We start from the raw sequence: 25,189 nt of genomic DNA, 5'->3' as shown, positions 1-25,189 counted from the left end.
CGGGGCAACGCGCGACCGGGCGTTCATTGCAATGCGCCGCTGGCGGCCTGGGCGCGGTAAGCGCGCCAGCCGCCGAAGCGCGTGATGTCCTGCGCATCGTCGAGTGCCGCGCTTTCGCACAGGAAGCCCTGCACCCGCGAGCCGTCCGCGAGCGTCAGCGTGCCGATGCCGAGCGGCGCCGCGATCCCGGCGACGAAGCTGCCGTAGGCGTCGACAGGCATCTCCCAGATCTCGACCGCGATCGGCGCGCCGCCGTCCGGCACGCGCACGAGGCCCGGCTTGGCGACGCCGCCGCATGCCGCCGCGGACAGCGCGTAGAGGCGATAGGCGGCTGCCGTCGTCGTCGCGGCGACGAAACGCGCGCCCCGCTGCGTGAGCTGCCCGTTCAACGGCTCGCCACGCAGATGCGCGCCGACGACGGCCACGCGCACCACATCGGACGCCAAGCCGGACGACCCGTCGGGCACAGGTGCCGCCGGCGCGGGCGACCCGGCATCGCCGACAGCCGCATCGCCGGCAGCGACAGTGCCGTCGGCCCACGCCTGCGCGAGATCCAGCAGCCGCGCATCGTCGTGCGCGCGGCCGACGAACGTGATCCCGAACGGCAAGCCGGCATGCCGCCCGGTTTCGCACATGCCGGCCGGCACCGCGATCGCCGACAGGTCGAGCAGGTTGACGAAGTTCGTGTAATAGCCGAAGCGCGAGTTGACGCCGATCGGGTCGGCTTCGAGCGCGTCGACGGTCGCGGTCGTCGCCGAGGTCGGCATCACGATCGCATCGAGCCCGCCCCACGCGCGGTCCGCCTCCACGCGCAGCGTCGCGAGCCGGTCGAATGCCGCGAACGCGTCGGCCGCGCTGAAGCGCGACGCACCGCCGACGATTTCGCGGATCACCGGATGCAGCGCATCGGGTTCCCGCGCGGCGAATGCGCCGATCGCGGCGAGCCGCTCGGCAACCCACGGGCCTTCGTACAGCAGCCGCGCGGCAGCCAGGAACGGACTGAAATCGATCTCGACGACCCGCGCGCCGGTCGCGCGCAGGCGTTCGAGCGCCACGCCCCATGCCGCGCGATACGATTCGTCGCCGAAGAATTCGAGCTGCTCGGCACGCGGCGCGCCGAAGCGCAACTGCGCGAGCGGCCGCACCGGATGCGCGCGCAGTCCGTCCGCGCCCGGCAGCGGCTGCCATGCGCGCCCGTACGGATCGCCTTCGGTCACGCCATGCGCGACGTCGAACACCGCACGTGCATCCGCCGACGAGTGCGCGAACACCGACACGCAATCGAGCGACCGGCAGGCCGGCACCACGCCGAGCGTGCTCAGCACGCCCCGCGTCGGCTTGAGCCCGACGAGCCCGTGGAACGCGGCCGGCACGCGCCCCGAACCGGCCGTGTCGGTGCCGAGCGAGAACGTCGCGACGCCGAGCGCGACCGCGACCGCCGACCCGGAACTCGACCCGCCCGACGCATGGCGCGGATCGAGCGCATTGCGGCACGCGCCGTAAGGCGAGCGCTGTCCCGAGAGCCCCGTCGCGAACTGGTCGAGATTGGTCTTGCCGACGGGAATCGCGCCGGCCGCGATCAGCCGCTCGACGACGGGCGCGCTGCGTGCCGGCGTGTACGCATAGGCCGGGCAGGCCGCCGTCGTCGGAATGCCGGCGAGGTCGATGTTGTCCTTGATCGCGAACGGCACGCCGTAGAGCGGCAACGACGCGAGGTCGCGCCCGGTGAGCGCGTCGGCATACCGCGTCATCTCCGCGCGCGTCAGCGGCCGGATCCACGCATGATGCGGATCGCCCGCGTCGAAGTGCGCGGCGATCGCGTCGACGAGCGCATGCGGCGTCAGGTCGCCCGCTTCATGGCGCGCACGCAGCGCGGCCATCGAGCGCAGCCCGGGCAGGATGGAGCGTTCCGTCGTGCTCATGCGACCGCCTCGGCGGCGCCGGTCTTCATCACCATCAGCCGCTGGCCGGCCACCACCGCCGCGCCCTGCACGCAATCGATCGTCTCGATCGTGCCGTCTTCCGTTGCCGTCACCGCCACCTCCATCTTCATCGATTCGACGATCGCGACGACCTGCCCTTCGGTCACGCGCTCGCCGGCCTCCACCAGCACCTTCCACACGCTGCCCGACACGTCCGCGGCAATCGCCCGCTGCGTGTCGTCGAGCGCACCCGCTCCGCGTGCCGCCTGCGCGTCGCCCTGCTCCGCTTCACCGACGTAGTCCGCCTGCCCGGCCGCTCGCCATCGCTCGCGCTCGGCATCGAACGCGGTTTGCTGCGCGGCCTTGAACGTCGCGATCGAATCCGCCTCGTCGCGCAGGAAGCGGTTGTATGCGCCCAGATCGAACACGGATTCCTCGATCTTCAGCGCCGCGCGGCCCGCGATGAAATCCGCGCGCAGCGCGGTCAGCTCGGCCTCGCTGACTTCGTAAAAGCGGATCTCGTCGAAGAAGCGCAGCAGCCACGGCTTGCCGGCCTCGAATTCGCGCGTGGTGCGGTGGCGGTTCCACATCTGCACGGTACGGCCGACGAACTGGTAGCCGCCGGGTCCTTCCATCCCGTACACGCACAGATACGCGCCGCCGATGCCGACCGCGTTCTCCGGCGTCCAGGTGCGCGCGGGGTTGTACTTCGTCGTCACGAGCCGGTGCCGCGGATCGATCGGCGTCGCGACCGGCGCACCGAGGTAGACGTCACCGAGCCCCATCACCAGATAGCGCGCGTCGAACACGATGCGCTTGACGTCGTCGATGCTCGCCAGGCCGTTGATGCGCCGGATGAACTCGATATTGCTCGGGCACCACGGCGCGTCGGGCCGCACCGACTGCATGTAGCGCTCGATCGCGACGCGCGTCGATGGGTCGTCCCACGACAGCGGCAGATGCACGATGCGGTTCGGCACACGCATGTCGGCCACGTCGGGCAGTTCGCGTTCGGCGGCCTGCAGATGCGCGAGCAACGCGGCAAGCGGCAACGTCCGCGCGTCGAACTGCACCTGCAGGGAGCGAATCCCCGGCGTCAGGTCGAGCATGCCGGGCAGCCGGTGCGCGTCGAGCCAGCACATCAGTGCGTGCACACGAAAGCGCAAGTTGAGGTCGAGCACCAGCGGCCCGTATTCGACCAGCACGTTGCGATCGCCCGAGCGCCGGTAGACCACGCCGATGCCGCCGCCGGCCGACGGGTCGCGATGCAGCACGCAATCGTCCGGCGCGCCGGCGGGTGCCGCCGGCACGACCGCGGCGGCGGCATGCGCGGGCGACACGCGGGCGCGCACGAACTGCACGGTATCGCCCGGGCGCAACTGCCCGAGCTTCCACCACTCGTCGCGCACGACCGTCACCGGACAGACGAAGCCGCCGAGGCTCGGACCGTCGGGGCCCAGGATCACCGGCATGTCGCCGGTGAAATCGACCGCACCGATCGCATACGCGTTGTCGTGGATGTTCGACGGATGCAGGCCTGCCTCGCCGCCATCCACGCGCGCCCACTGCGGCTTCGGGCCGATCAGCCGCACGCCGGTGCGGCTGGAGTTGTAATGGACCGTCCACTGCGTGCCGTAGAGCATCGCAATGTCGTCGGGCGTGAAGAAATCCGGCGCGCCGTGCGGACCGTCGAGCACGCCGAGCGTCCATGCATGCGTCAGCGCGGGAATGTCGGCCGCGGCCGGCGTCGCGCCCGCGTCGCCGCACCCCGCGTCCGCGTGCAGATGCAGCACGTCGCCCTTGCGCAGCGCGCGCCCCGCGTGACCGCCGAACTGGCCGAGCGTGAAGGTCGCCTTGCTGCCGAGATAGTCGGGCACCTGCAGCCCGCCTTTCACGGCCAGGCATGCGCGCACGCCCGCGCCGGTCACGCCGCCGAGCTTCAGCACCGTGCCCGGCCGTGCGCGCAGCACCTGCCAGAACGGCGCGGGCTCGCCGTCGAGCGTGGCCGCGAGCGGCGCGCCGCCGAGCACGAACAGCGTCGCCGTGTTGAAGCGCAGCGTCGCGCCGACCATCGTGAATTCCAGCCCGGCCGCATCGCGCGCGTTGCCGAGCAGCGCGTTCGCGAGGTTGAACGCGCGATCGTCCATCGGCCCGGACGGCGGCACGCCGACGCTCCAGTAGCCGACGCGCCCCGGGGCCTGCTGCACGGTGGTCTGCACGCCGCCGTCGAGCACGTCGATCGTGTGCGGCGCGAACGCGAAGCGCGACAGGAATGCCGTGGTCGGCGCGCCGCGCGCGAACGTGTCCGAGCCGACAACGGCGCGCAGGTAGTCGAGGTTGGTCTCGATCCCGTACAGTTCGGTATGCGCCAGCGCGGCCTGCAACGCGGCCAGCGCGTCGCGCCGCGTATCGCCGCGCACGATCAGCTTCGCGAGCAACGGATCGTAATGCGCGCTGATCTCGGTGCCCGCGTCGATCCAGCCGTCGACACGCACGTTGTCCGGAAACGCGACGTGCGTGAGCAGGCCGGCGCTCGGCAGGAACTGCTTGTGCGGATCCTCCGCATACAGCCGCACCTGGATGCTCGCGCCGCGGGGCGCAACGGCGAGCGTGTCGAGCGGCGGCAGGTCGCCTTCGGCCTGCAGGATCATCCATTCCACCAGATCGACACCCGTCACCGCTTCGGTCACGCAATGCTCGACCTGCAGGCGCGTGTTCACCTCGAGGAAATAGAAGCGCCGCGCGTTCGCGTCGAACACGAATTCGACCGTGCCGGCCGACGCGTAGCCGACTGCGCGGACGAGCCGCACCGCGCTCGCGTGCAGCGCGTCGCGCTCGGCGCCCGTCAGGTCCGGCGCGGGCGTTTCCTCGATCACCTTCTGGTTGCGGCGCTGCACGGAACAATCGCGTTCACCGAGCGCGATCGCACCGCCCCGGCCGTCGCCGAAGATCTGCACTTCGATGTGCCGCGCGTGTTCGACGAACTTCTCGAGATAGACACCCGCATGCGCGAAGTTCGCGTTGCCGAGCCGCACGACGGATTCGAAGGCCGCCTCGAGCTGCGCGGCGTCGCGGCAGAGCGACATGCCGATCCCGCCGCCGCCAGCGGTGCTTTTCAGCATCACCGGATAACCGATCGCGCCGGCTTCGGCAAGCGCGATCGCCACGTCGTCGAGCAGGCCCGTGCCCGGCAGCAGCGCGACGCCCTGCGCGGCGGCGAGCGCGCGCGCGGTGTGCTTGAGGCCGAACGCGCGCATGTGATCGCCGCGCGGCCCGATGAAGCGCAGGCCCGCCGCTTCGCATGCGTCGGCAAAACCGGCATGCTCGGACAGGAACCCGTAGCCGGGATGCACGGCCTGCGCGCCGGTCTCGCGCGCGGCGGCGAGGATTGCCGCGACGTTCAGGTAGCTGTCGGCCGCCGGCGCGGGCCCGACACGCACGGCTTCGTCGGCGAGCGCCACGTGACGCGCGTCGCGATCGGCATCCGAATAGATCGCGACCGATGCGATGCCGAGCCGCTTCAACGTGCGGATCACGCGGCACGCGATTTCGCCGCGGTTCGCGACGAGGACTTTGGCGAATCTCATGTTGCCTCCCGCCGGGTCGCCCCAAGGAAGGCAACCGCCCCCTCGGGGGGCAGCGAACGTGTCGACCCGGCGTAGCGCTTCGGCGCGTACGCCGGTCCCATCCAAAGCAAGTGAGCGCGGGGGTCGTTCATTCAGCCTCCCAGACCGTGAGGCGCACGGGCGTCGGGTTGTAGCCGTTGCACGGATTGTTGAGTTGCGGGCAGTTCGAGATCAGCACCGTGATGTCCATCTCCGTGCGCATCTCGACGTACTTGCCGGGCGCGGAAATGCCGTCCTCGAACGTCAGCCCGCCGAGCGGCGTGACGGGCACGTTCATGAAGAAGTTGACGTTGCCGACGAGATCGCGCTTGCCGAGCCGCGCGCCCGCGCCGCACGTGCAGTGCGCGAGCGCGTTGAGGAAGCTGTCGCGGCAGTTGTGCATGTAACGCTTGTCGAGCGCATAGCGCACGGCATTGCTCTCGGCCGCGCACGCGCCACCGAGCGTGTCGTGGCGGCCGCAGGTGTCCGCGACGATCGTCGCCATCGGGTTGCCCCGGCTGGACAGCAGCACGCTGCCCGCGCTCAGGTACAGGTTGCGCTGTGCGCGAATCGTGTCCTGCGCGCTGTAGCGCTCCTCGGTATCGTCGGAGCGGTAGAACAACGTGTCGACAGCCTGGTTGCCTTCCAGGTCGAGGATGCGGAAGACCTGTCCGCGTTTCAGGTCGTGCAGCCACGGCTCGCCCGCTTTCAGCGTGGTGTCGTGGATCGCGTCGCGCGGGTCGAGACGGCTTTCGATGATCGGCATGGCCCGGCTCCTTATGCGAACAGTCGGTCGGTGTTGGCGAAGCCGCGCGTGTTCTCCGCACACGCGCGCCGGCACGGGTCGTCCTCGGGCGCGGCGCCGTCCGCCGGATACGCGCGGTACGCGATCAGCTTCACGGGCTTCGGTGCATAGTCCGCACGCGGATCGAGCGGATGCGGTGCGGTCGAGAACGCCGCGAGCGTGTTCATCTCGAAGCGCAGGTCGACGGCACTGCCGGCCGGCGAATGTCCGGCGACGAAATCGAGCGCGCCGTCGTCGCGCGTGTCGAGCCTGCTGAAGAAGTTGACGTTCGCGGCGAGATCGCGCGCCGACAGTCCGTATTTCGCGAGTTCGAGCACGAGGCTGTCGCGGCCGTTGCGGATCATCGCGTTGCGATCGGCCTGGTACGACGTCGTGCCGTACTTGTGCGCGAACAACCGCGCATCGCCGACGCCGCCCAGCGGGTCGTGCCAGCCGAGCGTGTCGGCCGTGATCGACGCGATCACGCGCCCCATGTCCGTGTACAGCGCATGGCCGCGCGTGAGATGCGCGGTGTGCTGCGCCTTCAGCGTATCGGCCATGTTGTAGCGTTCGAGCGGGTCTTCCTGGCGATGAAAGACGGCGGACAGGTTCGCGCCGCCGTCGACATCGACGATGCGCAGCGCGAGGCCGCGGCGCAGGATGCCGGACCAGTGGGTTCCTGCGGGAATCAGCGTTTCCCACACGACGTGTGGCGGCGGAACAAGGACGGGGACGGCTTGGGGGCTCGGCGACATGGCGGCTCCGTGGTCGGTTGGACAAAAGGCGTGAGAGGGCGACCGAACGACATCGCGACCTCCCGGGCTTTTATCCCTCCGTGGAGCCTCGCCGTTTCCTCGAATCGAGGCGAAGGCAAGACCGGATTGCTCTCGGACCAGTCATCGCGCGGCGCGAACACCGCACGACCGGAACCCTAGCGATCCTGAAGATGATGCAAATTGCTTCGCACCTCTCGGGCGTCGATTAAGCGAGTTGCGTGCCAGCCGCCGCGCAACGACCGCACGACGCGGCACGGCGGCGCGATGAAGCACGGCACGCACGAATCGGCGGCGGACGCTTGCCCTCGCAGCGGGCGTGCGGCGCACCATGCGCACGCGATCGCGCACCGGCGCAGTGCGCATCGCGCGCACGTGCACCGCACGATCGGCGATGGCATGGGCATTGCTGAACCAATGCACCGTCACTCGATTCCCCACCCTTCATGAACAAGCTCGACCTGCTCCGGCGCGCATTGAGCGCGCTGTTCTCGGCCCGCTTCATCGAACTTCAGCGCGCCGCACGCCGTCGTTGAATCGCGTTGCCGCGCGCCATTGGCACGCTTCTCGCTCGGCATGACGCCGAGAGGTGCGGCGGCATCGCATCTTAGGGGTGCTAGGGTTCCGGTTCATCGAACGTCTGGTCCGAGAGCAGCCCGGCGCGGGTTCGTCCGATCGCGAGACCGGATGCACGCGCGCTACACGGCGGGACAAAAGCCCGGGAGATTGGCGATGGCAACGGCCGTCGCGCCTCTCCGTGGCCGCTTCGTTCGTTCCGCATCCGCAGGAACCGGCCACGCGGCCGGACCGCGCACAGGCGCGGTCCGAATCGACGATCCCGATCCCGGTCTCCTGGAGAACAACGATGACCCGTCCCGCCCCGGCGTTCCGCCGCCTGCCGTCCCTCCGCTTCGTCCGCTTCGTCCGTTTCGTCCGTCACGCCCTGGGGGCCGCCGTCACGGCTGCCGCGCTATTGGCGGCGCCCGCCGTGCACGCGGCAGCCCCGTTGAAGATCGGCTACAGCGACTGGCCCGGCTGGGTCGCGTTCCAGGTCGCGATCGACAAGGGCTGGTTCAAGGAAGCCGGCGTCGACGTCGACTTCGAATGGTTCGATTATTCGGCATCGCTCGACGCGTTTTCCGCGGGCAAGCTCGACGCGGTCGCGGCGACCAACGGCGATGCGCTCGTCACCGGTGCGGCCGGCGCGAAGAACGTCATGATCCTGCTGACCGACTATTCGGCCGGCAACGACATGATCGTCGCGAAGCCGCCGCTGCGCACCGTCGAGGCGCTGAAGGGCAAGAAAGTCGGCGTCGAACTCGGCCTGGTCGATCACCTGCTTCTCGAGACCGCGCTGCAGAAGCACGGGCTCAAGGACGGCGACGTGACGCTCGTGAATGCGAAAACCAACGAACTGCCGCAGGTGCTCGGTTCGTCGGCCGACATCGCCGCGGTGGCCGCATGGCAGCCGAACGCGGGCGAGGCGTTGAAACGCGCACCGGGCGCACGGGCGATCTTCACGTCGGCGGATGCGCCCGGGCTGATCTACGATGCGATCACGGTCGCGCCGACAAGCCTCGCCGCGCGCCGGGCCGACTGGGCGAAGGTGGTCAAGGTCTGGTATCGCTGCGTCGCTTACATCAACGACCCGAAGACGCAGGCCGACGCGGTCAGGATCATGTCCGCGCGCGTCGGGCTCGCGCCGGCACAATACCTTCCGCTGCTGAAGGGCACGCACCTGCTCGACGAGGCTGCCGCGAAGCGTGCGTTCCGGAAGGGCGACGGGCTCGACTCCATCTATGGCTCCACGCGCAACGCGAATGCGTTCAACGTGCGTAACGCCGTGTACAAACAGTCGCAGGACGTCGACGCGTATATCGATCCGCGCTTCAGCGAACTGCACTAACCGCAGCAGGCACGCTTGCGGGCCGAACCGGGCATGCCGGTGGCTGATCCGGTTCGGCACCTTGTCGCCGTGCATGGCCGCAACGCGGTGTCGATCGCACCGCGCCCTTGCCCGGCCGCATCCTGGAAGACCGTGACCGTCAATTCGCCGGCCTTCGTTGCCGTCGGCACATCCCGGGTGGCCGCCGCCTGCGACCGCCGTGCCATTGAGCCGCCTGGCCGCCGGGCCGCATTGAGCGCCTGGATCGCACCCTCGACTTTGCGGCCCGCTTCCGGATCCGGGCCGCCTCCGGCACCCCTACATCTTCCCCGCCAGATGAAACCGCGATGCCGGATGCCACAGCCTGACCGACGTCGCGACGTGCTCGCCGACCCACGTGCGGCGCCTCAACACCAGGCACGGTTCGCCGATTTCCATCACGAGATGCCGACGCACCTGCGCATTGGGCTTCTCCGCATAGATCCGGAACTCCGCGCGCTGGATCGGCGCCAGTCGCACCATGTAGTGGTTCGGCGTATCGATCGTGAAATCCTGCTCCAGATACGCAGGAAACAATGCCGGATTGACGTAGCGATCCTCGAACTGGATCGGCTCGTCTTCCTCGTAATGGACGATGCGTGAATGAAACACGGGCCCGGAACGAAGCCCGAGCGCATCGATCGCTTCCGGGTCGACGCTGCGCTCGATCAGCAACACCCGTGCGCTGTGCCGATGACCCCGTTCGGCAATCTCGTCCGCGATGTTGCGGATCTCCAGCACCGTCGATTCGTAATGCCGGCGCTCGACGAACGTGCCGGCCCCCTGGATGCGGGTCAGCACGCGTTCGGCCGTCAGTTCGCGCAGCGCGCGCGACACCGTCATCCGGGCCACGCCGAATTCCTTGACCAGCTCGGCCTCGGTCGGGATCGCGCCACCGGGCTTCCAGTCCCCCTTCGCGATCCGCTCGACGACGTAGCGCTTGATCTGCTGATAGGCCGGCAGTGCACGCGCCGGCACGGCATCGCCCGATGCCCTCGCCGGCCGTGCGGAAAATTGTCGTTCCGTTTCGTTCATGCGCCCTCGACCGAATGAATGATGGATGATCCGCCAGTCGTCGCCCGTCGTCACTGCAATGGCGGCGGCGCCCCCGCGACGATGCCGGCCGCGATCGCGATGTCGTCCGCGAGCGGCCGGTCGTCGCGATACGCCGGTACACGTTCGCGCACGTGCCGCCACAGCGCGTCGGTCGACGCGGCCCGCCCCGTTTCGTTCGCCTGCAGATCGTACGCCTGCGCGGCGGCGAGCAGCTCGATCGCGAGCACGCGCGTCGCATTCTCGATGATGTCGAGCGCCTTCAGCGCGGCCGGCGTCGCGTGACACAGGTGATCTTCCTGCAACCCCGACGTAATGCCGCCGTCGAGGCTCGCCGGCGCCGCGAGTCGCTGGTTCTGCGCGACCAGCGCGACTGCCGTGTACTGCGCGATCATGAAGCCCGAACACGTGCCGCCCGGCGCCGCGAGAAACGCCGGCAGCCCGCTCACGAGCGGATTGACGAGACGGTCCAGCCGCCGCTCGGCGATCGCCGCCACCTGCGCCATCGCGGCCGCGAGGCTGTCCATCGCCAGCGCGATGCCCGCGCCGACCGCATGCGCCTGCGAATGAACGGCCGGCGCGTCGCGCGTACCGGCGACGATCGGATTGTCCGTGACGGACGCAAGCTCGCGATCGACGACATCCGCCGTCACCGCGAACACGTCGCGCGCCGCGCCATGCACATGCGGAATCGTGCGCAGGCTCAGCGGATCCTGTGTACGCCGCCCGCTCGCCGCGGCGAGCATCGGGCTGTCGGCCAGCATCGCCCGCAAGCGTGCGCCGACGTGCCCGATGCCGGGCGAGATCCGCAGCGCGAGCGACGCCGGGTCGAACGCGGCGAGCTGCCCGCCGAGATTCTCGAAGCTCGTCGCCGCGATCCAGTCGGCCCAATCGAGCAGCCGTTCCGCGCGGGCCAGTGCGAGCGCGGCGAGCCCCGTGACGCACGGCGTGCCGTTGACCAGGCTCAGCCCCTCCTTCGCACCGAGCATGAGCGGTGCGCGGCCGATGCGCCGCAGTGCCTCGTCGCCGCGAATGCGTTCGCCGCGATGGCGCGCATGGCCATGCCCGATGCAGACGAGCGCGACGTGCGCCATGTGGGTCAGATAGCCGACCGAGCCGTGCGCCGGCACCTCCGGCAGGCAATCGTGCTCGAGCAGCGCGACGAGCTGTTCGACGACGTCGGCACGGACGCCCGAATGCCCGTGCGCATAGTTGTTGATCGCGGCCGCGATGATCGCGCGCGTCTCGGCCGCGCCGAGCGGCGCGCCGACGCCGACCGCGTGGCTCATCAGGATGTTGCGCGACAGCGTGCTCTGCTGCTCCGGCGACACGATCACGTCGCACAGCGCGCCGACGCCGGTATTGACGCCGTATGCGCGAATCCCGCGCGCGACGATCTCGTCGACGAGTTCGCGGGCGGCAACCACGCGCGCGCGCGCATCGTCGGCCAACGCCAGCGGCTCGCCGGCCGCCACCGCCGCAACCTGTCGCCAGTCAAGCGGCCGCGCCGCACGGAATACGGTCATGGCAGCCTCAGTTGGTGGTGCGGTCGTGGTGGCTCGACACGAATTGCCGGAAGCGCTCGGAGGTCTGGCCGCCGAAGACTTCGTCGGGCGTCCCGTCCGTATCGACTTCGCCCTGATGCAGGAACATCACGCGATTCGACACGTGCCGCGCGAAGCCCATTTCATGCGTGACGACCAGCATCGTGCGACCTTCCTCCGCGAGCGAGCGCATCACGCGCAGCACCTCGCCGACCAGTTCCGGATCGAGCGCCGACGTCGGTTCGTCGAACAGCATCACTTTCGGATGCATCGCGAGCGCGCGGGCGATCGCGACGCGCTGCTGCTGGCCGCCCGACAGGTGTGCCGGATAGTAGCCGCGCTTGTCCGCGAGGCCGACGCGCGCCAGCAGCGCCTCGGCCTCCTCGACCGCTTCGGCGCGGCTGCGCTTCTGCACGCGCAGCGGTCCCTCGACGAGGTTGTCGAGCACCGTCATGTGGGACCACAGGTTGAAGTTCTGGAACACCATCCCGAGCTGGGAGCGGATCCGGTCGACCTGGCGCCGGTCGCTCGGATGCAGCTTGCCGTCGCGCGCACGCTTCATCGCGAGCGCTTCCCCGGCGAGTGCGACGGAGCCGTCGTCGGGTGTCTCGAGCAGGTTCAGGCAGCGCAGGAACGTGCTCTTGCCCGATCCGCTCGCGCCGAGGATCGAGATGACGTCGCCCTCATGCGCGTCGAGCGAAATGCCCTTCAGCACATGATGATCGCCGAACGACTTGTGGATGTTCTTGACCGACAGCGCAACGGGAGCAGCGGTGTTCATCGGATTCTCCTGGAAAGGACGGGGACGCTCAGGATGCGACGCGTCGATGATTGCGCGTCGTCGCGGCGGGCGCACCGGACGGCTTCGGCGCACGCAGGTGCCCGGAGAGCCGCCATTCGAGCGCGCCGAGCAGGCGCACGACGATGAAGTTCAGGCCCAGATAGATGAGGGCCGCGCAGACGAACACCTCGGTCGTCCGATAGGTTTGCTGGATGATCTGCTGCGCGACGCCCGTCACTTCCCACACCGTGACGAGGCTGGCCAGCGCGGTCGACTTGACGAGCAGCACGGCTTCGGTCGAATACGCGGGCAGGCACTGGCGCAACGCGATCGGGCCGATCACGCGCCGCAGCAGCGCGAAGCCCGACAGGCCGATCGAATACCCGGCCTCGATCTGCCCGATCGGCACGGCCATCAGCCCGCCGCGCAGGATCTCGGCCGTGTAGCCCGCCGTACACAGCGCGAGCGACAGCACCGCGCACACGTACGGCTCGCGCAGCAGCGGCCACATGAAGCTTTCGCGGATCACGCCGAACTGGCCGAGCCCGTAATACACGAGGAACATCTGGATCAGCAGCGGCGAGCCGCGAAACACGAGGATGTAGGCACGTGCAAAGCGGTTCGGCAGCCAGCGCGGCGACACGCGCATCGTGACGATCACGAGCGACAGCAGGCCGCCGAGCACGAGCGATGCGAAGAACAGGCCGAGCGTGGTCGGCACGGCCGCGAGCAGCTGGCGCAGCGTATCGAAGAGAAAGTCGAAATCGATGGACATGCACGTTCTCCGTCAGTTACGCGCGAAATTGCGGCGGAACGACCGGCCGACGATCGCTTCCGCCCGGTTGAACACGCGGTTCGACAAGCCCGTCATCACCAGGTACAACGCACCGCCCGCGACGAAGAACACGAAGTATTGATGGGTCGAATTGGCGGCGATCTGGCTCGTGCGCAGCAGCTCGGCGAGGCCGGTGACCGAGATCAGTGCCGAGTCCTTGAGGCTCAACTGCCACACGTTGCCGATCCCGGGCAGCGCGAAGCGCAGCACCTGCGGAATCAGGATGCGGCGCAGCACCATGCTGCCCGGCATGCCGATCGAGCGCGCCGCCTCGAGCTCGCCCTTCGACACCGCGAGCACCGCCGCGCGATACACCTCCGCCTGGTAGGCGCCCGAGATCATGCCGACCGCGAGCGCGCCGATCACGAACGGCGGCACGCCGATGAAGCCCTCCGCGCCGAACCACTGGCCGACGGCCGTGACGAGCGTCGAGCCGCCGAAGTAGAACAGATAGATGACGAGCAGTTCGGGCACGCCGCGAAACACCGTCGTGTACAGGTCGCCGAGCAGGCGGGCGCTGCGGTAGCGCGACAGCTTCGCCGCCGCGATCGCCGCGCCGATCACGGCGCCGACCGCGAGCGCGGCAAGCGTCAGCGCGACCGTCATCAGTGCGGCGAGCAGCAGCACACCGCCCCAGCCTTCGGTTCCGAAGCCGAGCATTTCAAGAATCGCCATGCGTGCCTCCCGGCAAGCGTTGAGTGAATCGGCAGGATGCCTGCCGCCGCGCGTCGTTCAAGTCGCTCACGCGGCGGCGGCCGGATGCACGCTTACGGCGTGACGTCGGTCTTGAACCACTTGTCGGCCAGCTTCTTCACCGTGCCGTCCGCGAGCGCCGCGCCGATCGCCGTATCGAACTTCGTCTTCAGATCGGCATCCTGCTTGCGGAACGCGAGCCCTTCGCCCGGCCCCCAGATCGGCCCGCCGAGCTTCGGCCCCGCGAGCACGATCGACGCGTTGTCCTTCTTCGCGTTGTTCGCCGCGTAGTACGTGACGTCGTCGAACGATGCATCGATGCGCCCGGCGACGAGGTCGAGGTCGCGCTCCGGCGAGGTCTTGTACACGCGGATCGATGCGATGTCCTTGAAGCTGTCGTTGATGAACTTCGTATAGACGGTGCCCGACTGGATGCCGATCGTCTTGCCCTTCAGCTGCTTGCGCAGCGCATCGACGGTGGGCTTGTCCGCGTTCGCGTCACCCGTCAGCTTGACGGTCGGCGCGCCGGGCGCGGCCTTCGGCAGGATCTTGGTATCGGTGACGGCGAACGTCGCGGGCGTCGCCGCATACGGACGCGAGAACAGCAGGATCTTTTCGCGCTCCGGCGTGATGGAAATCGCATCCATCAGGATGTCGAACTTGCCGGCCTGCAGGCCGGGAATCATCCCGTCCCAGTCCTGCGCGACCATGTTGCACTGCACCTTGATCCGCTCGCACACGTTGGCGAGCAGCTCCGGTTCGAAACCGCCCAGCTTGCCGCCCGGCAGCGTGAGGTTCCACGGTGCGTAGCCGCCTTCGAGCGCGACCGTCACCGTCTTCCATTCCTTCGCCTGCACCGGTGCGGCGAGCGTTGCCGCCGCGGCCGCGATGACGCCGATGGTCCTGATTGCCAACTTGATCCGCTTGCCGTTCACGAGATTTCTCCTTGCGTTGAAGTTCGTCATCCCTTCGGTGCTGCAGCAAGCCGCCTCAGGAATTTGTCTATACAAGCATGCAAGAAGAAAAACAGTGAGACAAGCTGCGATCAAAAAAAACCGCGTAAACGCGGGAAATCCCCTAATTTCAGGCGTCGAACATGCCTCGTCGCGGTGAATTCAGGCACGCACTTGGTGCAAAAAGGACGCTCCAATCTCAAGGATGACTAGACAAATTCCGGATTCGATCGCAACGGTTGCGCGACTCGGCGTGCGAAATCGGGAATGCCGAACCGGCTTGCACGACGACCGGCAGCCGCCATCGCGCGAATCGGCTCCGCCATGCACGGCGCTCATGCGCCGCATGAGAACTAATCGATTGTTGGCACCGAGGATCGACACCGACAATCCGCTCCATGCCCCCTCGTTTTCGGTACGGGCCACTCATCCTCCCCATCGGCACATCACGATCCATGAGCCATCCAGCCATCGTCTCCTGCATCGCCGAGGCCCGCACGGCCGCGGCGGCACCGTTCCCTGTCCGCCCCCGCACCTGCGGCGAAGCGCTCGTCGACCTGCTCGAACGCCAGGGTGTCGAATGCGTGTTCGGCATTCCCGGCGTGCATACCGTCGAGCTCTATCGCGGCCTTGCCGCGTCGTCGATCCGTCATGTGACGCCGCGCCACGAACAGGGTGCCGGCTTCATGGCCGACGGCTATGCCCGCGTCACGGGCCGGCCGGGAGTCTGCTTCATCATCACCGGGCCGGGGATGACCAATATCGCGACCGCGATGGCGCAGGCCTACGCGGATTCGATTCCGATGCTGGTGATCTCGAGCGTCAACGCACGACGCGAGCTCGGCAGCGGCGACGGCCGCCTGCACGAGCTGCCGTCGCAGCGCGACGTGTTCGCGGGACTCACCGCGTTCTCGCACACGCTGCTCGACGCCGCCGACCTGCCGCAGGTCCTCGCGCGCGCATTCGCGGTGTTCGAAAGCGCGCGCCCGCGGCCCGTGCATATCGAGATTCCGCTCGACGTGATCGTGATGCCGGCGCCCGCGCTGCCCGCCGCTCCGCTCGCGCTGCCCGCGCGACCCGCGCCGGACGCGAACGCCCTCGCGGCGGCGGCCGACCTGCTCGCGCACGCGCGCCGGCCGCTGATCCTGGCAGGCGGCGGCGCGATCCACGCGGCGGCGGAACTGCGCGAACTCGCCGAACGCCTGCACGCACCGGTCGCGCTGACGATCAACGCGAAGGGCCTGCTGCCGGCCGGCCACCCGTTGCTGATCGGCTCCACCCAGTCGCTGCCGGCCACCCGCGCGGCGATCCGCGATGCCGACGTGGTGCTCGCCGTCGGCACCGAACTCGGCGAAACCGATTACGACGTCACGTTCGACGGCGGCTTCGCGATCGACGGCCGGCTGATCCGCATCGATATCGACGCGCAACAGCTGATGCGCAATGCCCGCGCGGAGATCGCGATCGCCGGCGATGCGCGGCTGGCGCTCGGCGCGCTGTCGACCCGCCTGCACGAAAGGCCCGCGCCGACACCCGAGCCCGGCTGGGGCGCGCAGCGGGTCGCCGCCGTGCGCGCCGCGATCGCGTCCGGCCACGACGGCGCCGCGCGTGCCCAGGCGCTGCTGATCGACACCATCGTCATGGCGCTGCCCGGCGCGATCATCGCCGGCGATTCGACGAGCCCCGTCTATGTCGGCAATTTCACGCACGATGCACCGGCACCACGCAGCTGGTTCAACTCGTCGACCGGCTACGGCACGCTCGGCTACGGGCTGCCCGCCGCGATCGGCGCACAGCTCGCCGCGCCCGCGCGGCCGGTCGTGTGCCTGATCGGCGACGGCGGCGTGCAATTCACGCTGCCGGAGCTCGCGAGCGCGGTCGAGGCGCGCGTGCCGGTGATCGTGATCGTCTGGAACAACCGCGGCTACGGCGAGATCCGCAAATACATGGTCGCGCGCGACATCACGCCGGTCGGCGTCGATCCGTATACGCCCGATTTCCTGGCACTCGCACGCGGCTTCGGCTGCGCGGCGCAGGCGGCCGCGACGCCCGACGCGCTGGCCGAAGCGCTGCGCGACGCCACGGCACGCACGATTCCGACCGTGATCGAAATCGACGAGGCAACCTGGTTCGGTCGGGTGCCGCGATGAGCACGACACCGAATCTCGCGTTCGATCCGCCGCTGCACGCGCGCCACTTCATCGACGGTACCTGGCGCGCGAGCTTCAGCGGCGCGACGCTGCCTGTCGTCGACCCGTCGACGGAAGCGGTCATCGCCGACGTCAGCGCGGGCGGCGAGGCCGACGTCGAGCGTGCGGTGCAAGCCGCATCGCGCGCGTTTCCCGGCTGGAAGCGCACGACGGGTGCCGCGCGCGCGGCCCTGCTCCGCGCGATCGCGCGCGGCGTCGACGCGCGCCGCGTGCGGCTCGCGACCCTGCAATCGATCAATAACGGCAAGCCGTTCGCCGAAGCCGAGATCGACGTCGCGGACGTGATCGCCACCTTCGACTACTACGCGGACCTCGCGGAACGTCTCGACACCGACGGCGAAACCGAGATCGCGCTGCCCGGCGGCGACCATCGCGCATGGATCCAGCGCGAGCCGGCCGGCGTCGCCGCCTTGATCGTGCCATGGAATTTCCCGATGGTCACGACCGCGTGGAAGCTCGCGCCCGCGCTCGCTGCCGGCTGCACCGTCGTGCTGAAGCCGTCCGAGATCACGCCGCTGCCCGAACTCGAACTCGTCGCGATCGTCGCGGAAGCGGGCCTGCCGCCTGGTGTGCTGAACGTCGTGACGGGCACCGGCCACGACGTCGGCGCCCGGCTGTGCGCGCATCCGCTCGTCGCGAAGGTGTCGTTTACCGGCAGCACGGCAGTCGGCGCGCAGGTCATGAAGACGGCCGCGGACACGATCAAGGGCATCGGCCTCGAACTCGGCGGCAAATCGTCGATCGTCGTGTTCGACGACGCCGACCTCGATCACGCGGTCGAACTGATCGCGGGCGGCGGCCTGTTCAACGCCGGGCAGATGTGTTCGGCAACCTCGCGCGTGCTCGTTGCCGCCCCGCTCGCCGACGACCTGATCGCGCGCCTCGCGCGACGGATCGACGCCACCGTCGTCGGCCCCCCGTTCGCGCCCGGCGTACAGATGGGCCCGCTGACCAACCGCGCGCAATACGAACGCGTGAAGCGCCACATCGCACAAGGCCGGGCCGACGGCGCGCGGCTCGTGACCGGCGGCGACGCGCTCGCCGGCCCCGGCTACTTCATCCGGCCCGCGCTGCTCGCCGACGTGCCGGCCGACTGCGCGCTATGGCGTGACGAGATTTTCGGACCGGTGCTGTGCGTTCGCGCGTTCGATACCGAGGACGACGCGATCGCGGCCGCCAACGATACCGAATACGGGCTCGTCGCAACCGTCGTCACGCGCGACGCGGCGCGCGGCAGGCGGGTCGCCGATGCGCTCGAGGCAGGCGTCGTCTGGATCAACACACCGCAACTGATCTATCCGCAAACCTCATGGGGCGGCTACAAGCGCAGCAGCATCGGGCGCGAGCTGGGCCCGTTCGGGCTGGCCGCATTCCAGGAGGTCAAGCAGGTCATGATGCCGGCCCGCTGAGCCGGCAGGCCCATGCGTTTATGTCATGCCGCGCATGCGGATATTTCGTTTGTTGCGGAAATTTGACCTCCCTACAGTTCATCCACACCCCGCGCCGCAGTTCGGCGACCGGCATCGAACCACACGGCATCGTTCATCAGGAGACGGCCATGCAACACTTCAAGGCGGGAAGACGGCAGGTGATCAAAACCCTCGGCACGGCACTCGCCGCATCCGCCCTTCCGATGCCATTCATCAGTACTGCGAAGGCACAGTCGAAGAGCTTTGCAGGCAAGACCTTGCGCCTGCTCACGTGGTCTGACGATACCGGCGCGGCCGCGCTGCGCAACATCGCGGAAACGTTCAGCAAGCAGACCGGCGCACGCGTGATCGCCGATCGCGCGGACGGCACGTCGGGGATGGTCGCGAAGGTCAAGGCCGCGGGCGAGCGGCCGACCTACGACGTCATCACGCTCGCCGGCGTCGGCGCGGCCGGTCTCGCCGACGCCGGCCTGCTCGCGAAGCCCGACCTGAACCAGCTGCCGAACCTGAAGGACGTCGCGCCGCAATACCGCACGGGCGCGAACGGCTTCGGCATCGGCTACCTGCTGTGGTCGGACGGGCTGATCTACAACACGTCGACCGTCAAGAGCGCGCCGTCGAGCTACGAGGCGCTGTGGGATCCGAAGTATGCGGGCCGCCTGTTCCTGCCGCCGCCCGAGTGGGCCGAAGCGGTCGACCTCGCGATCATCGCCGCGAAGCTGGCCGGCGGTTCGCAGCAGAACATCGATCCCGGGTTCAGGAAGCTCGCGCAGCTCAAGGATCGCGTGATGACCCTCGGCGAGAACCCGAACCAGGTCGCCGACCTGTTTCGCACCGGCTCGCTCGACATCGGCGGCATCTACTCGCCGGCGTTCTTCCCGGACCAGATCCGCAAGCCCGACTACAAGATGGGCGTGACGTACGGGATGAAGGAAGGCTTCGCGACGCAACTGATGTTCACGGTGATCCCGAAGGCGCACCCGGGCGACCTCGACCTGATCCACGCGTTCATCAACCATTCGCTCGACGCGGGCGTGCAGGGCCGGATGGCGGCCGACGTGCTGAACGGCCCCGTGAACGGCAAGGCCGTGATTCCCGCGGAAAGCCGCGCGTTCGTGCCGTCGCCGCAGCAGATCGCGGAGAAGGCCGTGCTGCACGACGACAAGGCGCTCGCGGCCGTCCAGCCCGCGTGGATCAAGCGCTATACGGGCCTCTTCTCGGCATAACGACATGGCCTCCCTGTCCTCCTCCCGCGATGCGGGGCCGGCCGCCGCGGCACCGGCCGGTGCCGGCGCCGGGCCCGCACTGCCCGGCGTGCCGCCCTGGCTGCTGCTCGCGCCGATCCTCGCGTTCCTCGCGGTGCTCGCCGCCGCGACGCTCACGGTGCTGCGAATGAGCGTCGGCGTATCCGGCGACGAATGGCGGACCTTCACGCTGCAGAACTACGCCGACCTTGCAGACCCGTACTTCACGAAGTCGCTGTGGCTCACGCTGCGCCTCGCGTTCCAGAGCATGGTGTGCGCGGTGCTGCTCGCGATCCCGGTTGCACTCGCGATGGCGCGCACCGAATCGCGGCTCGCGCGCCGGCTGCTGCTCGCCGGCGTGCTGCTGCCGCTGCTCGTGAACCTGCTGCTGCAAGGCTATGGCTGGCTCGTGATGCTCGGCCCGGCCGGATTGCTCAATCGTGCGCTGCTGGCCTCGGGCGTGATCGAGCGGCCGCTGCAGCTGCTGTACCGCGAGCACGGCGTGCTGCTCGGGCTGATCCAGACCGCGTTCCCGCTCGCCGTGCTGCCGCTGTCGAGCGCGCTGCGTGCGGTATCCCGCGCGTACGACGAAGCCGCCGCGACGCTCGGCGCGAGCCGCTGGCAGACGCTGCGGCACGTGACGCTGCCGCTCGCGATGCCCGGCCTCGTCTCCGGCGCGCTGCTCGTGTTCGCGTACAACGCCAGCGCGTTCGCGGTGCCGCTGCTGCTGGGCGGTCGACGCGTGCCGATGCTCGCGGTGCTCGTGCACGACCAGGTCGCACCGCTGCTCAACTGGCCCGCCGCGTCGGCATCCGGCGTCGTGCTGATGGGCGCGACGCTCGTCGTGATGGCGGTTTCCCAGCGCCTCGTGCGCACCCTGCAACGCACCGGCGAGGTGAACCGATGAATACCCTGCTCTTGCGTGCGCCCATGCCCGGCCGCCTCGGACGCGCGACGGGTGCGCTCGCGACGCTCGTGCTGTTCCTCGCCGCGCTGCCGATCCTGACGATGATCACGATGTCGTTCGGCGCATCGGGCACGCTCGAATTTCCGCCGCGCGATTTCAGCCTGCACTGGTATCGCGCCGCGTGGCAGACGTTCATGTCGTCCGATGCGGGCAGCGCGCAGTCGATGGGCGCCGCGTTGACGACGAGCCTCGTCGTCGCGGTCGCGACGATGCTGATCGCGACCGCCGTGTCGGTACCCGCGGCTTACGCGCTGTCGCGCTGCCGCTTCCGCGGCAAGACGCTCGTCGAGCAGCTCGTCGCGTTGCCGATCGTCTACCCGCTCGTGATGCTCGGCCTCGCGCTGCTGATCGTGTTCAACGCGCTGCCGGTCGAGCTCGGCATCGTGCGGCTCGTCGTCGCGCACGTGATCCTCACGCTGCCGTTCACCGTGAAGAACTGCGCCGCCTCGGTCGCGTCGATCGGCCCCGACTTCGAGGAAGCCGCATGCCTGATGGGCGCGAGCCCGCGCCGCGCGCTCGTCGACGTCGTGCTGCCGCTGATGCGGCCCGGCATCCTCGCCGGGATGCTGTTCGCGTTCATCGTGTCGTTCAACGAATTCACGGTGACGTTCTTCCTGTACAGCATCGACACGATGACCCTGCCGGTCTGGCTCTACAGCCGCACCGTGTCGTCGCTCGACCCGACCGTGTTCTGCTTCGCCGTGTTCACGGTCGCGATCGACTTCGCGCTGATCTGGATGCTCGAAAAACTCGTCGGCGACAAGGGTGTCGCGCTCTGACGCGCGCACTGCCTCGCCCACGCCCGTGCAAGGAACCCTCATGACCCAGCTCATCCTCCAGAACGTGACGAAGCGCTTTCATCAGGCGTATGCGGTCGATCACGTCGACCTGTCGGTGCCGGACGGCAAGCTCGTCTGCTTTCTCGGCCCGTCCGGCTGCGGCAAGACCACGCTGATGCGAATCATCGCCGGCCTCGAAACGCCGACCTCCGGCGCCCTGACGTTCGCCGGCCGCGACCTCACGCACGTGCCCGCCAACCGGCGCGACTTCGGGATGGTGTTCCAGTCGCTCGCGCTGTTTCCGCACATGACGGTCGCGCAGAACATCGCGTACCCGCTGCGGCTGCGCAAGACGGCCAGGGCCGCGCAGGCGCGGCGCGTGGCCGAGCTGCTGGAGCTGATCCAGCTTCCGCACATGGCCGACCGGCTCGTCACGCAGCTGTCCGGCGGGCAGCGCCAGCGCGTCGCGATTGCGCGCGCGATCGCGTCGTCGCCGCGCCTGCTGCTGCTCGACGAGCCGTTGTCGGCGCTCGACGCGAAGCTGCGCGAGGCGATGCAGGTCGAGATCCGGCTGCTCCAGCAACGGCTCGGCATCACGACGATCATGGTCACGCACGACCAGCGCGAAGCGATGACGATGGCCGACGAGATCGTCGTGATGGAGCAAGGCCGGATCCAGCAGGTCGGCCGGCCGCTCGACATCTACCGCGATCCGGTCAACGAATTCGTCGCCGACTTCATCGGCCTCGGCAACATCCTGCCGGTCGCGCGCGACGGCGACGACGCAATCGTCCTGCCGGGCGGGCAGCGTCTCGCGATCCGGCGCACGCCGGACACGCCACGCGCGTCCGACGCCGTGCGCCTGCTGATTCGTCCCGAGGACGTCTGCGTGCGCCCGGGGCAGCCGGCGGCGGCACCGAACACGCTGGCCGGCACGATCACGTTCGTGCGCGACGTCGGCGCGTCGATCGAGGCGACCATCGACTGCCGCGGCTTCACGCTGACGGCCGCGACCACGCCGCGCGAGACGCCCGACCTGCACGTCGGCATGCCGGTTGCCGCCGAACTTCCCGCACATGCATGCAAGCTCATCGCCGCACGCGGCGCCTGAATTTCCTTTCCTTCCCCAGCGCAGCAACAAGGACCTCACCATGAACGCACCGACCCAAGCCAACCGCCTCGTGCGACGCCTGCTCGCCCGCACCGCCCTCCTCTGCGCGTGCGCCACCGGCCTTGCCGCCGTCACGCCGCTCGCGCACGCCGACGCGCTCGACACGATCGCGAAATCGGGCGTCGTCCGCATCGGCGTGTTCGAGGACTATCCGCCGTTCGGTTCGATCGGGCCCGACATGAAGCCGCAGGGCTACGATATCGACATGGCGAACCTGATCGGCCGGGCGCTCAACGCGAAAGTCGAACTCGTCCAGGTCACCGGCGACAACCGGATGGCATATCTCGCCGACCGCAAGACCGACATGCTGCTGTCGGTCGGACAGACGCCGGAACGCGCCAAGGTGATCGACTTCTCGAACGCGTATGCGCCGTACTACCTCGCGGTGTTCGGCCCGAAGTCGCTGGCCGTGAAGGGCAACGCCGATCTCGCCGGCAAATCGGTCGCGGTCGCGCGCGGCACGCTCGAGGACCTGAGCGTCAGCAAGGTCGCGCCGCCCAGCGCGACGATCAAGCGCTTCGACGACCCGAACGGCGCGATCGCGGCGTTCCTGTCGGGACAGGCGCAACTGCTGGTGGTCGGCAACGACGTCGGCGCAACGATCATCGCGCGTCATCCGTCGATCGATCCCGAACAGAAGTTCTCGCTGTTCAGCTCGCCCGATCATGTCGGCCTGAACAAGAACGAGCCGCGCCTGATGCAGAAGGTCAACGACGCGATCGCCGGCGCGAAGAAGAACGGCACGCTGAACACCTTGTCGCAGAAGTGGCTGCACGCGGCACTGCCGGCCGATCTGTGATGCACACCGCCTCCGCCCCGCATTCACGACCCAAGGCATCGCGATGACCTACGTGTTCGACTTCAGCGATTTCGGTCTCTACGCCGGCATGCTCGCGCGCGGCATCGGCGTGACGCTCGGCCTGACCGCGGCCGCAACCGTGCTGGGCGGCCTGATCGGCACCGCCGGCGCGTGGATCGCGCTCGCCGGCCCGCGCGGGGCGCGTGCGCTCGTCGCGGCCTACGTCGAGCTGATCCGCAATACGCCGTTCCTGGTGCAGTTGTTCTTCATCTTCTTCGGCTTGCCCGCGATCGGCGTACACATCGACGAAGCGCAGGCGGCCGTGCTCGCGATGACGGTCAACCTGGGCGCCTATGCGGTCGAGATCCTGCGCGCCGGGATCGAATCGGTGCCGCACGGGCAAGTGCAGGCCGCGCGGGCGCTCGGGCTGCACGGCCGGCAGGTGTTCGGCCACGTCGTGCTGCCGCAGGCGCTCGCGAACGTGTACCCCGCGCTGCTCGGGCAGGTGCTGATCGTGATGCTCGGCTCGGCGGTCGTGTCGCAGATCTCGGTGCCCGACCTGACCTACGCGGCCAACTTCATCCAGTCGCGCAATTTCCGCGCGTTCGAGATCTACATCGTCGTGACCGCAATCTACCTGCTGCTGTCGATCGCCCTGCGCATGCTGCTCAATCGCGTCGGCCGGCGGCTGTTCGCCGGCCGCACGCCGCACGGTGCGGCAGCCGCGCCGCGGCGCACCCGGGTTGCCCGCTTCACGTGGCGCGCCCGCTCCCCTGAAACCCGCCTGCCGACGGAGCGTGCACGATGATCGAATTCACCTTCCAGGATATTGCCTGGAACCTGCTGCTCGCCGCGCGCTGGACCGTGCTGCTGTCGCTGATCACGTTCGTCGGCGGCAGCGTCGCCGGGTTCGCGCTGCTCGCGATGCGCATCTCGCCCGCGCCGGCGCTGCGCCGCTTCGTGATCCTGTACGTCGAACTGTTTCAGGGCACGCCGTTGCTGATGCAACTGTTCCTCGGCTTCTTCGGGTTGCCGCTCGTCGGCATCGACGTGACGCCCTGGGTCGCGGCGTCGGTCGTGCTGACGCTGAACGCAAGCGCCTATCTGGCCGACATCTGGCGCGGCTGCGTCGACGCGGTACCGCGCGGCCAGTGGCACGCGGCGGCAAGCCTCGGCATGACGTGGATGCAGCGGCTGCGCTACGTCGTATGGCCGCAGGCGTGGAAGATCGCGCTGCCGCCGACCGTCGGTTTCCTCGTGCAGGCGGTGAAGAGCACCGCGCTCACATCGATCATCGGACTGACCGAACTGACCAAGACCGGCAACATCATCACCAACGCGGTATTCAAGCCGTTTCCGATCTACGCGCTGGTCGCGCTGCTCTACTTCGCGATGTGCTTCCCGCTGACGTGGTACGCCCGCGCGCTCGAGCGTCGCTATCGCGTCGCGAAGGCGCGCTGAACCGGCGCCGCGCGCGCCTCACTACGATGCAGGTACTTTCATGATTTCCATCAGCAACGTTTCGAAGTGGTACGGCCCGTTTCAGGTCCTCGCCGATTGCACGACCGAGGTCAGGAAGGGCGAGGTGGTCGTCGTGTGCGGTCCGTCGGGCTCGGGCAAGTCGACGCTGATCAAGACCGTGAACGGCCTCGAGCCGTTCCAGCAGGGCGAGATCCTCGTGAACGGCCAGTCGGTCGGCGACAAGAAGACGAACCTGTCGAC

At 68.9% G+C, this 25,189-nt stretch carries 21 protein-coding genes and 2 riboswitches; of the genes, 11 read left to right on the top strand and 10 right to left on the bottom strand.

Features of this window, described 5'->3' with window-relative positions; genetic code table 11:
• Positions 1–23: 23 nt before the first annotated feature.
• The 4 genes from atzF to U5771_RS23140 all read right to left on the bottom strand — a co-directional run bounded on the left by atzF (position 24) and on the right by U5771_RS23140 (position 7,066).
• Positions 24–1,922 (bottom strand): allophanate hydrolase, encoded by a 1,899-nt coding sequence (atzF, locus tag U5771_RS23155; protein ID WP_322026109.1) that lies wholly within the window; start codon positions 1,920–1,922, stop codon positions 24–26.
• On the bottom strand, positions 1,919–5,509 hold the full coding sequence (uca, locus tag U5771_RS23150; protein ID WP_322026108.1) for an urea carboxylase: 3,591 nt from the start codon (positions 5,507–5,509) through the stop codon (positions 1,919–1,921). Before uca ends, atzF begins: the two co-directional genes overlap by 4 nt.
• 127 nt (positions 5,510–5,636) lie before the next feature.
• Entirely contained in the window at positions 5,637–6,293 is a 657-nt protein-coding gene (locus tag U5771_RS23145) for an urea amidolyase associated protein UAAP2 (protein WP_322026107.1), read from the bottom strand.
• Positions 6,294–6,304: 11 nt separating this feature from the next.
• A complete protein-coding gene (locus tag U5771_RS23140) occupies positions 6,305–7,066 on the bottom strand; it encodes an urea amidolyase associated protein UAAP1 (RefSeq protein ID WP_322026106.1) in 762 nt (253 codons plus the stop codon).
• Between the two features lie 57 nt (positions 7,067–7,123).
• Positions 7,124–7,257, bottom strand: a riboswitch (guanidine-I (ykkC/yxkD leader).
• A 432-nt stretch (positions 7,258–7,689) separates the two neighbouring features.
• Positions 7,690–7,811: riboswitch (guanidine-I (ykkC/yxkD leader) on the top strand.
• Between the two features lie 138 nt (positions 7,812–7,949).
• On the opposite strand from U5771_RS23140, the gene U5771_RS23135 reads away from it, so the two are divergent.
• Entirely contained in the window at positions 7,950–8,990 is a 1,041-nt protein-coding gene (locus tag U5771_RS23135; protein ID WP_322026105.1) for an ABC transporter substrate-binding protein, read from the top strand.
• 297 nt (positions 8,991–9,287) lie between these two features.
• On the opposite strand, the gene hutC is transcribed toward U5771_RS23135, so the two are convergent.
• The 6 genes from hutC to U5771_RS23105 all read right to left on the bottom strand — a co-directional run bounded on the left by hutC (position 9,288) and on the right by U5771_RS23105 (position 14,849).
• Complete coding sequence (gene hutC, locus U5771_RS23130; RefSeq protein ID WP_322026104.1) at positions 9,288–10,043, bottom strand: histidine utilization repressor; 756 nt, start codon at positions 10,041–10,043, stop codon at positions 9,288–9,290.
• 50 nt (positions 10,044–10,093) lie between these two features.
• Positions 10,094–11,587, bottom strand: a complete 1,494-nt coding sequence (locus U5771_RS23125; protein WP_322026103.1) for a histidine ammonia-lyase — start codon at positions 11,585–11,587, stop codon at positions 10,094–10,096.
• Positions 11,588–11,594: 7 nt separating this feature from the next.
• Entirely contained in the window at positions 11,595–12,386 is a 792-nt protein-coding gene (locus U5771_RS23120) for an ABC transporter ATP-binding protein (protein WP_322026102.1), read from the bottom strand.
• 28 nt (positions 12,387–12,414) lie between these two features.
• On the bottom strand, positions 12,415–13,161 hold the full coding sequence (locus U5771_RS23115; protein WP_322026101.1) for an ABC transporter permease subunit: 747 nt from the start codon (positions 13,159–13,161) through the stop codon (positions 12,415–12,417).
• Between the two features lie 12 nt (positions 13,162–13,173).
• Positions 13,174–13,896: an ABC transporter permease gene (locus U5771_RS23110; RefSeq protein ID WP_124612996.1), complete on the bottom strand. Its 723-nt coding sequence runs from the start codon at positions 13,894–13,896 to the stop codon at positions 13,174–13,176.
• Positions 13,897–13,988: 92 nt separating this feature from the next.
• Entirely contained in the window at positions 13,989–14,849 is an 861-nt protein-coding gene (locus U5771_RS23105; RefSeq protein ID WP_322026164.1) for a transporter substrate-binding domain-containing protein, read from the bottom strand.
• A gap of 473 nt (positions 14,850–15,322) precedes the next feature.
• Between U5771_RS23105 and U5771_RS23100 the strand changes: the two genes are divergently transcribed.
• From U5771_RS23100 to U5771_RS23055, 10 genes are all read left to right on the top strand, one after another.
• Positions 15,323–17,017, top strand: a complete 1,695-nt coding sequence (locus U5771_RS23100) for a 5-guanidino-2-oxopentanoate decarboxylase (RefSeq protein WP_322026100.1) — start codon at positions 15,323–15,325, stop codon at positions 17,015–17,017.
• Complete coding sequence (locus U5771_RS23095; RefSeq protein ID WP_322026099.1) at positions 17,014–18,486, top strand: aldehyde dehydrogenase family protein; 1,473 nt, start codon at positions 17,014–17,016, stop codon at positions 18,484–18,486. Before U5771_RS23100 ends, U5771_RS23095 begins: the two co-directional genes overlap by 4 nt.
• Before the next feature lie 149 nt (positions 18,487–18,635).
• A complete protein-coding gene (locus tag U5771_RS23090; protein WP_322026098.1) occupies positions 18,636–19,733 on the top strand; it encodes an ABC transporter substrate-binding protein in 1,098 nt (365 codons plus the stop codon).
• 4 nt (positions 19,734–19,737) lie between these two features.
• Entirely contained in the window at positions 19,738–20,658 is a 921-nt protein-coding gene (locus U5771_RS23085) for an ABC transporter permease (RefSeq protein ID WP_322026097.1), read from the top strand.
• Positions 20,655–21,497 carry an ABC transporter permease gene (locus U5771_RS23080; protein ID WP_322026096.1) on the top strand — a complete coding sequence of 281 codons (843 nt, stop codon included), beginning with the start codon at positions 20,655–20,657 and terminating at the stop codon, positions 21,495–21,497. Before U5771_RS23085 ends, U5771_RS23080 begins: the two co-directional genes overlap by 4 nt.
• A gap of 40 nt (positions 21,498–21,537) precedes the next feature.
• The gene (locus U5771_RS23075; RefSeq protein WP_322026095.1) at positions 21,538–22,608 is read left to right on the top strand and encodes an ABC transporter ATP-binding protein; all 1,071 of its coding nucleotides are present in this window, start codon (positions 21,538–21,540) and stop codon (positions 22,606–22,608) included.
• A 40-nt stretch (positions 22,609–22,648) separates the two neighbouring features.
• Entirely contained in the window at positions 22,649–23,467 is an 819-nt protein-coding gene (locus U5771_RS23070) for a transporter substrate-binding domain-containing protein (RefSeq protein WP_322026094.1), read from the top strand.
• A 43-nt stretch (positions 23,468–23,510) separates the two neighbouring features.
• Positions 23,511–24,275 (top strand): amino acid ABC transporter permease, encoded by a 765-nt coding sequence (locus tag U5771_RS23065; protein WP_322026093.1) that lies wholly within the window; start codon positions 23,511–23,513, stop codon positions 24,273–24,275.
• Positions 24,272–24,928: an amino acid ABC transporter permease gene (locus U5771_RS23060; RefSeq protein WP_322026092.1), complete on the top strand. Its 657-nt coding sequence runs from the start codon at positions 24,272–24,274 to the stop codon at positions 24,926–24,928. The genes U5771_RS23065 and U5771_RS23060 overlap by 4 nt, the downstream gene beginning before the upstream one ends.
• Before the next feature lie 40 nt (positions 24,929–24,968).
• On the top strand, positions 24,969–25,189 hold a 221-nt coding region (locus U5771_RS23055), incomplete at its 3' end, for an ATP-binding cassette domain-containing protein (protein WP_322026091.1).

It is taken from the genome of Burkholderia sp. BCC1977 (genome assembly GCF_905339595.1).
Lineage (GTDB): Bacteria > Pseudomonadota > Gammaproteobacteria > Burkholderiales > Burkholderiaceae > Burkholderia.
This window is presented reverse-complemented; position numbering and strand designations above follow the sequence as displayed.

Coding starts and splice junctions, on each gene's coding strand:
- atzF (WP_322026109.1), bottom strand. CDS start 1,922: ATGAGCACGACGGAACGCTCCATCCTGCCCGGGCTGCGCTCGATGGCC.
- uca (WP_322026108.1), bottom strand. CDS start 5,509: ATGAGATTCGCCAAAGTCCTCGTCGCGAACCGCGGCGAAATCGCGTGC.
- U5771_RS23145 (WP_322026107.1), bottom strand. CDS start 6,293: ATGCCGATCATCGAAAGCCGTCTCGACCCGCGCGACGCGATCCACGAC.
- U5771_RS23140 (WP_322026106.1), bottom strand. CDS start 7,066: ATGTCGCCGAGCCCCCAAGCCGTCCCCGTCCTTGTTCCGCCGCCACAC.
- U5771_RS23135 (WP_322026105.1), top strand. CDS start 7,950: ATGACCCGTCCCGCCCCGGCGTTCCGCCGCCTGCCGTCCCTCCGCTTC.
- hutC (WP_322026104.1), bottom strand. CDS start 10,043: ATGAACGAAACGGAACGACAATTTTCCGCACGGCCGGCGAGGGCATCG.
- U5771_RS23125 (WP_322026103.1), bottom strand. CDS start 11,587: ATGACCGTATTCCGTGCGGCGCGGCCGCTTGACTGGCGACAGGTTGCG.
- U5771_RS23120 (WP_322026102.1), bottom strand. CDS start 12,386: ATGAACACCGCTGCTCCCGTTGCGCTGTCGGTCAAGAACATCCACAAG.
- U5771_RS23115 (WP_322026101.1), bottom strand. CDS start 13,161: ATGTCCATCGATTTCGACTTTCTCTTCGATACGCTGCGCCAGCTGCTC.
- U5771_RS23110 (WP_124612996.1), bottom strand. CDS start 13,896: ATGGCGATTCTTGAAATGCTCGGCTTCGGAACCGAAGGCTGGGGCGGT.
- U5771_RS23100 (WP_322026100.1), top strand. CDS start 15,323: ATGAGCCATCCAGCCATCGTCTCCTGCATCGCCGAGGCCCGCACGGCC.
- U5771_RS23095 (WP_322026099.1), top strand. CDS start 17,014: ATGAGCACGACACCGAATCTCGCGTTCGATCCGCCGCTGCACGCGCGC.
- U5771_RS23090 (WP_322026098.1), top strand. CDS start 18,636: ATGCAACACTTCAAGGCGGGAAGACGGCAGGTGATCAAAACCCTCGGC.
- U5771_RS23085 (WP_322026097.1), top strand. CDS start 19,738: ATGGCCTCCCTGTCCTCCTCCCGCGATGCGGGGCCGGCCGCCGCGGCA.
- U5771_RS23080 (WP_322026096.1), top strand. CDS start 20,655: ATGAATACCCTGCTCTTGCGTGCGCCCATGCCCGGCCGCCTCGGACGC.
- U5771_RS23075 (WP_322026095.1), top strand. CDS start 21,538: ATGACCCAGCTCATCCTCCAGAACGTGACGAAGCGCTTTCATCAGGCG.
- U5771_RS23070 (WP_322026094.1), top strand. CDS start 22,649: ATGAACGCACCGACCCAAGCCAACCGCCTCGTGCGACGCCTGCTCGCC.
- U5771_RS23065 (WP_322026093.1), top strand. CDS start 23,511: ATGACCTACGTGTTCGACTTCAGCGATTTCGGTCTCTACGCCGGCATG.
- U5771_RS23060 (WP_322026092.1), top strand. CDS start 24,272: ATGATCGAATTCACCTTCCAGGATATTGCCTGGAACCTGCTGCTCGCC.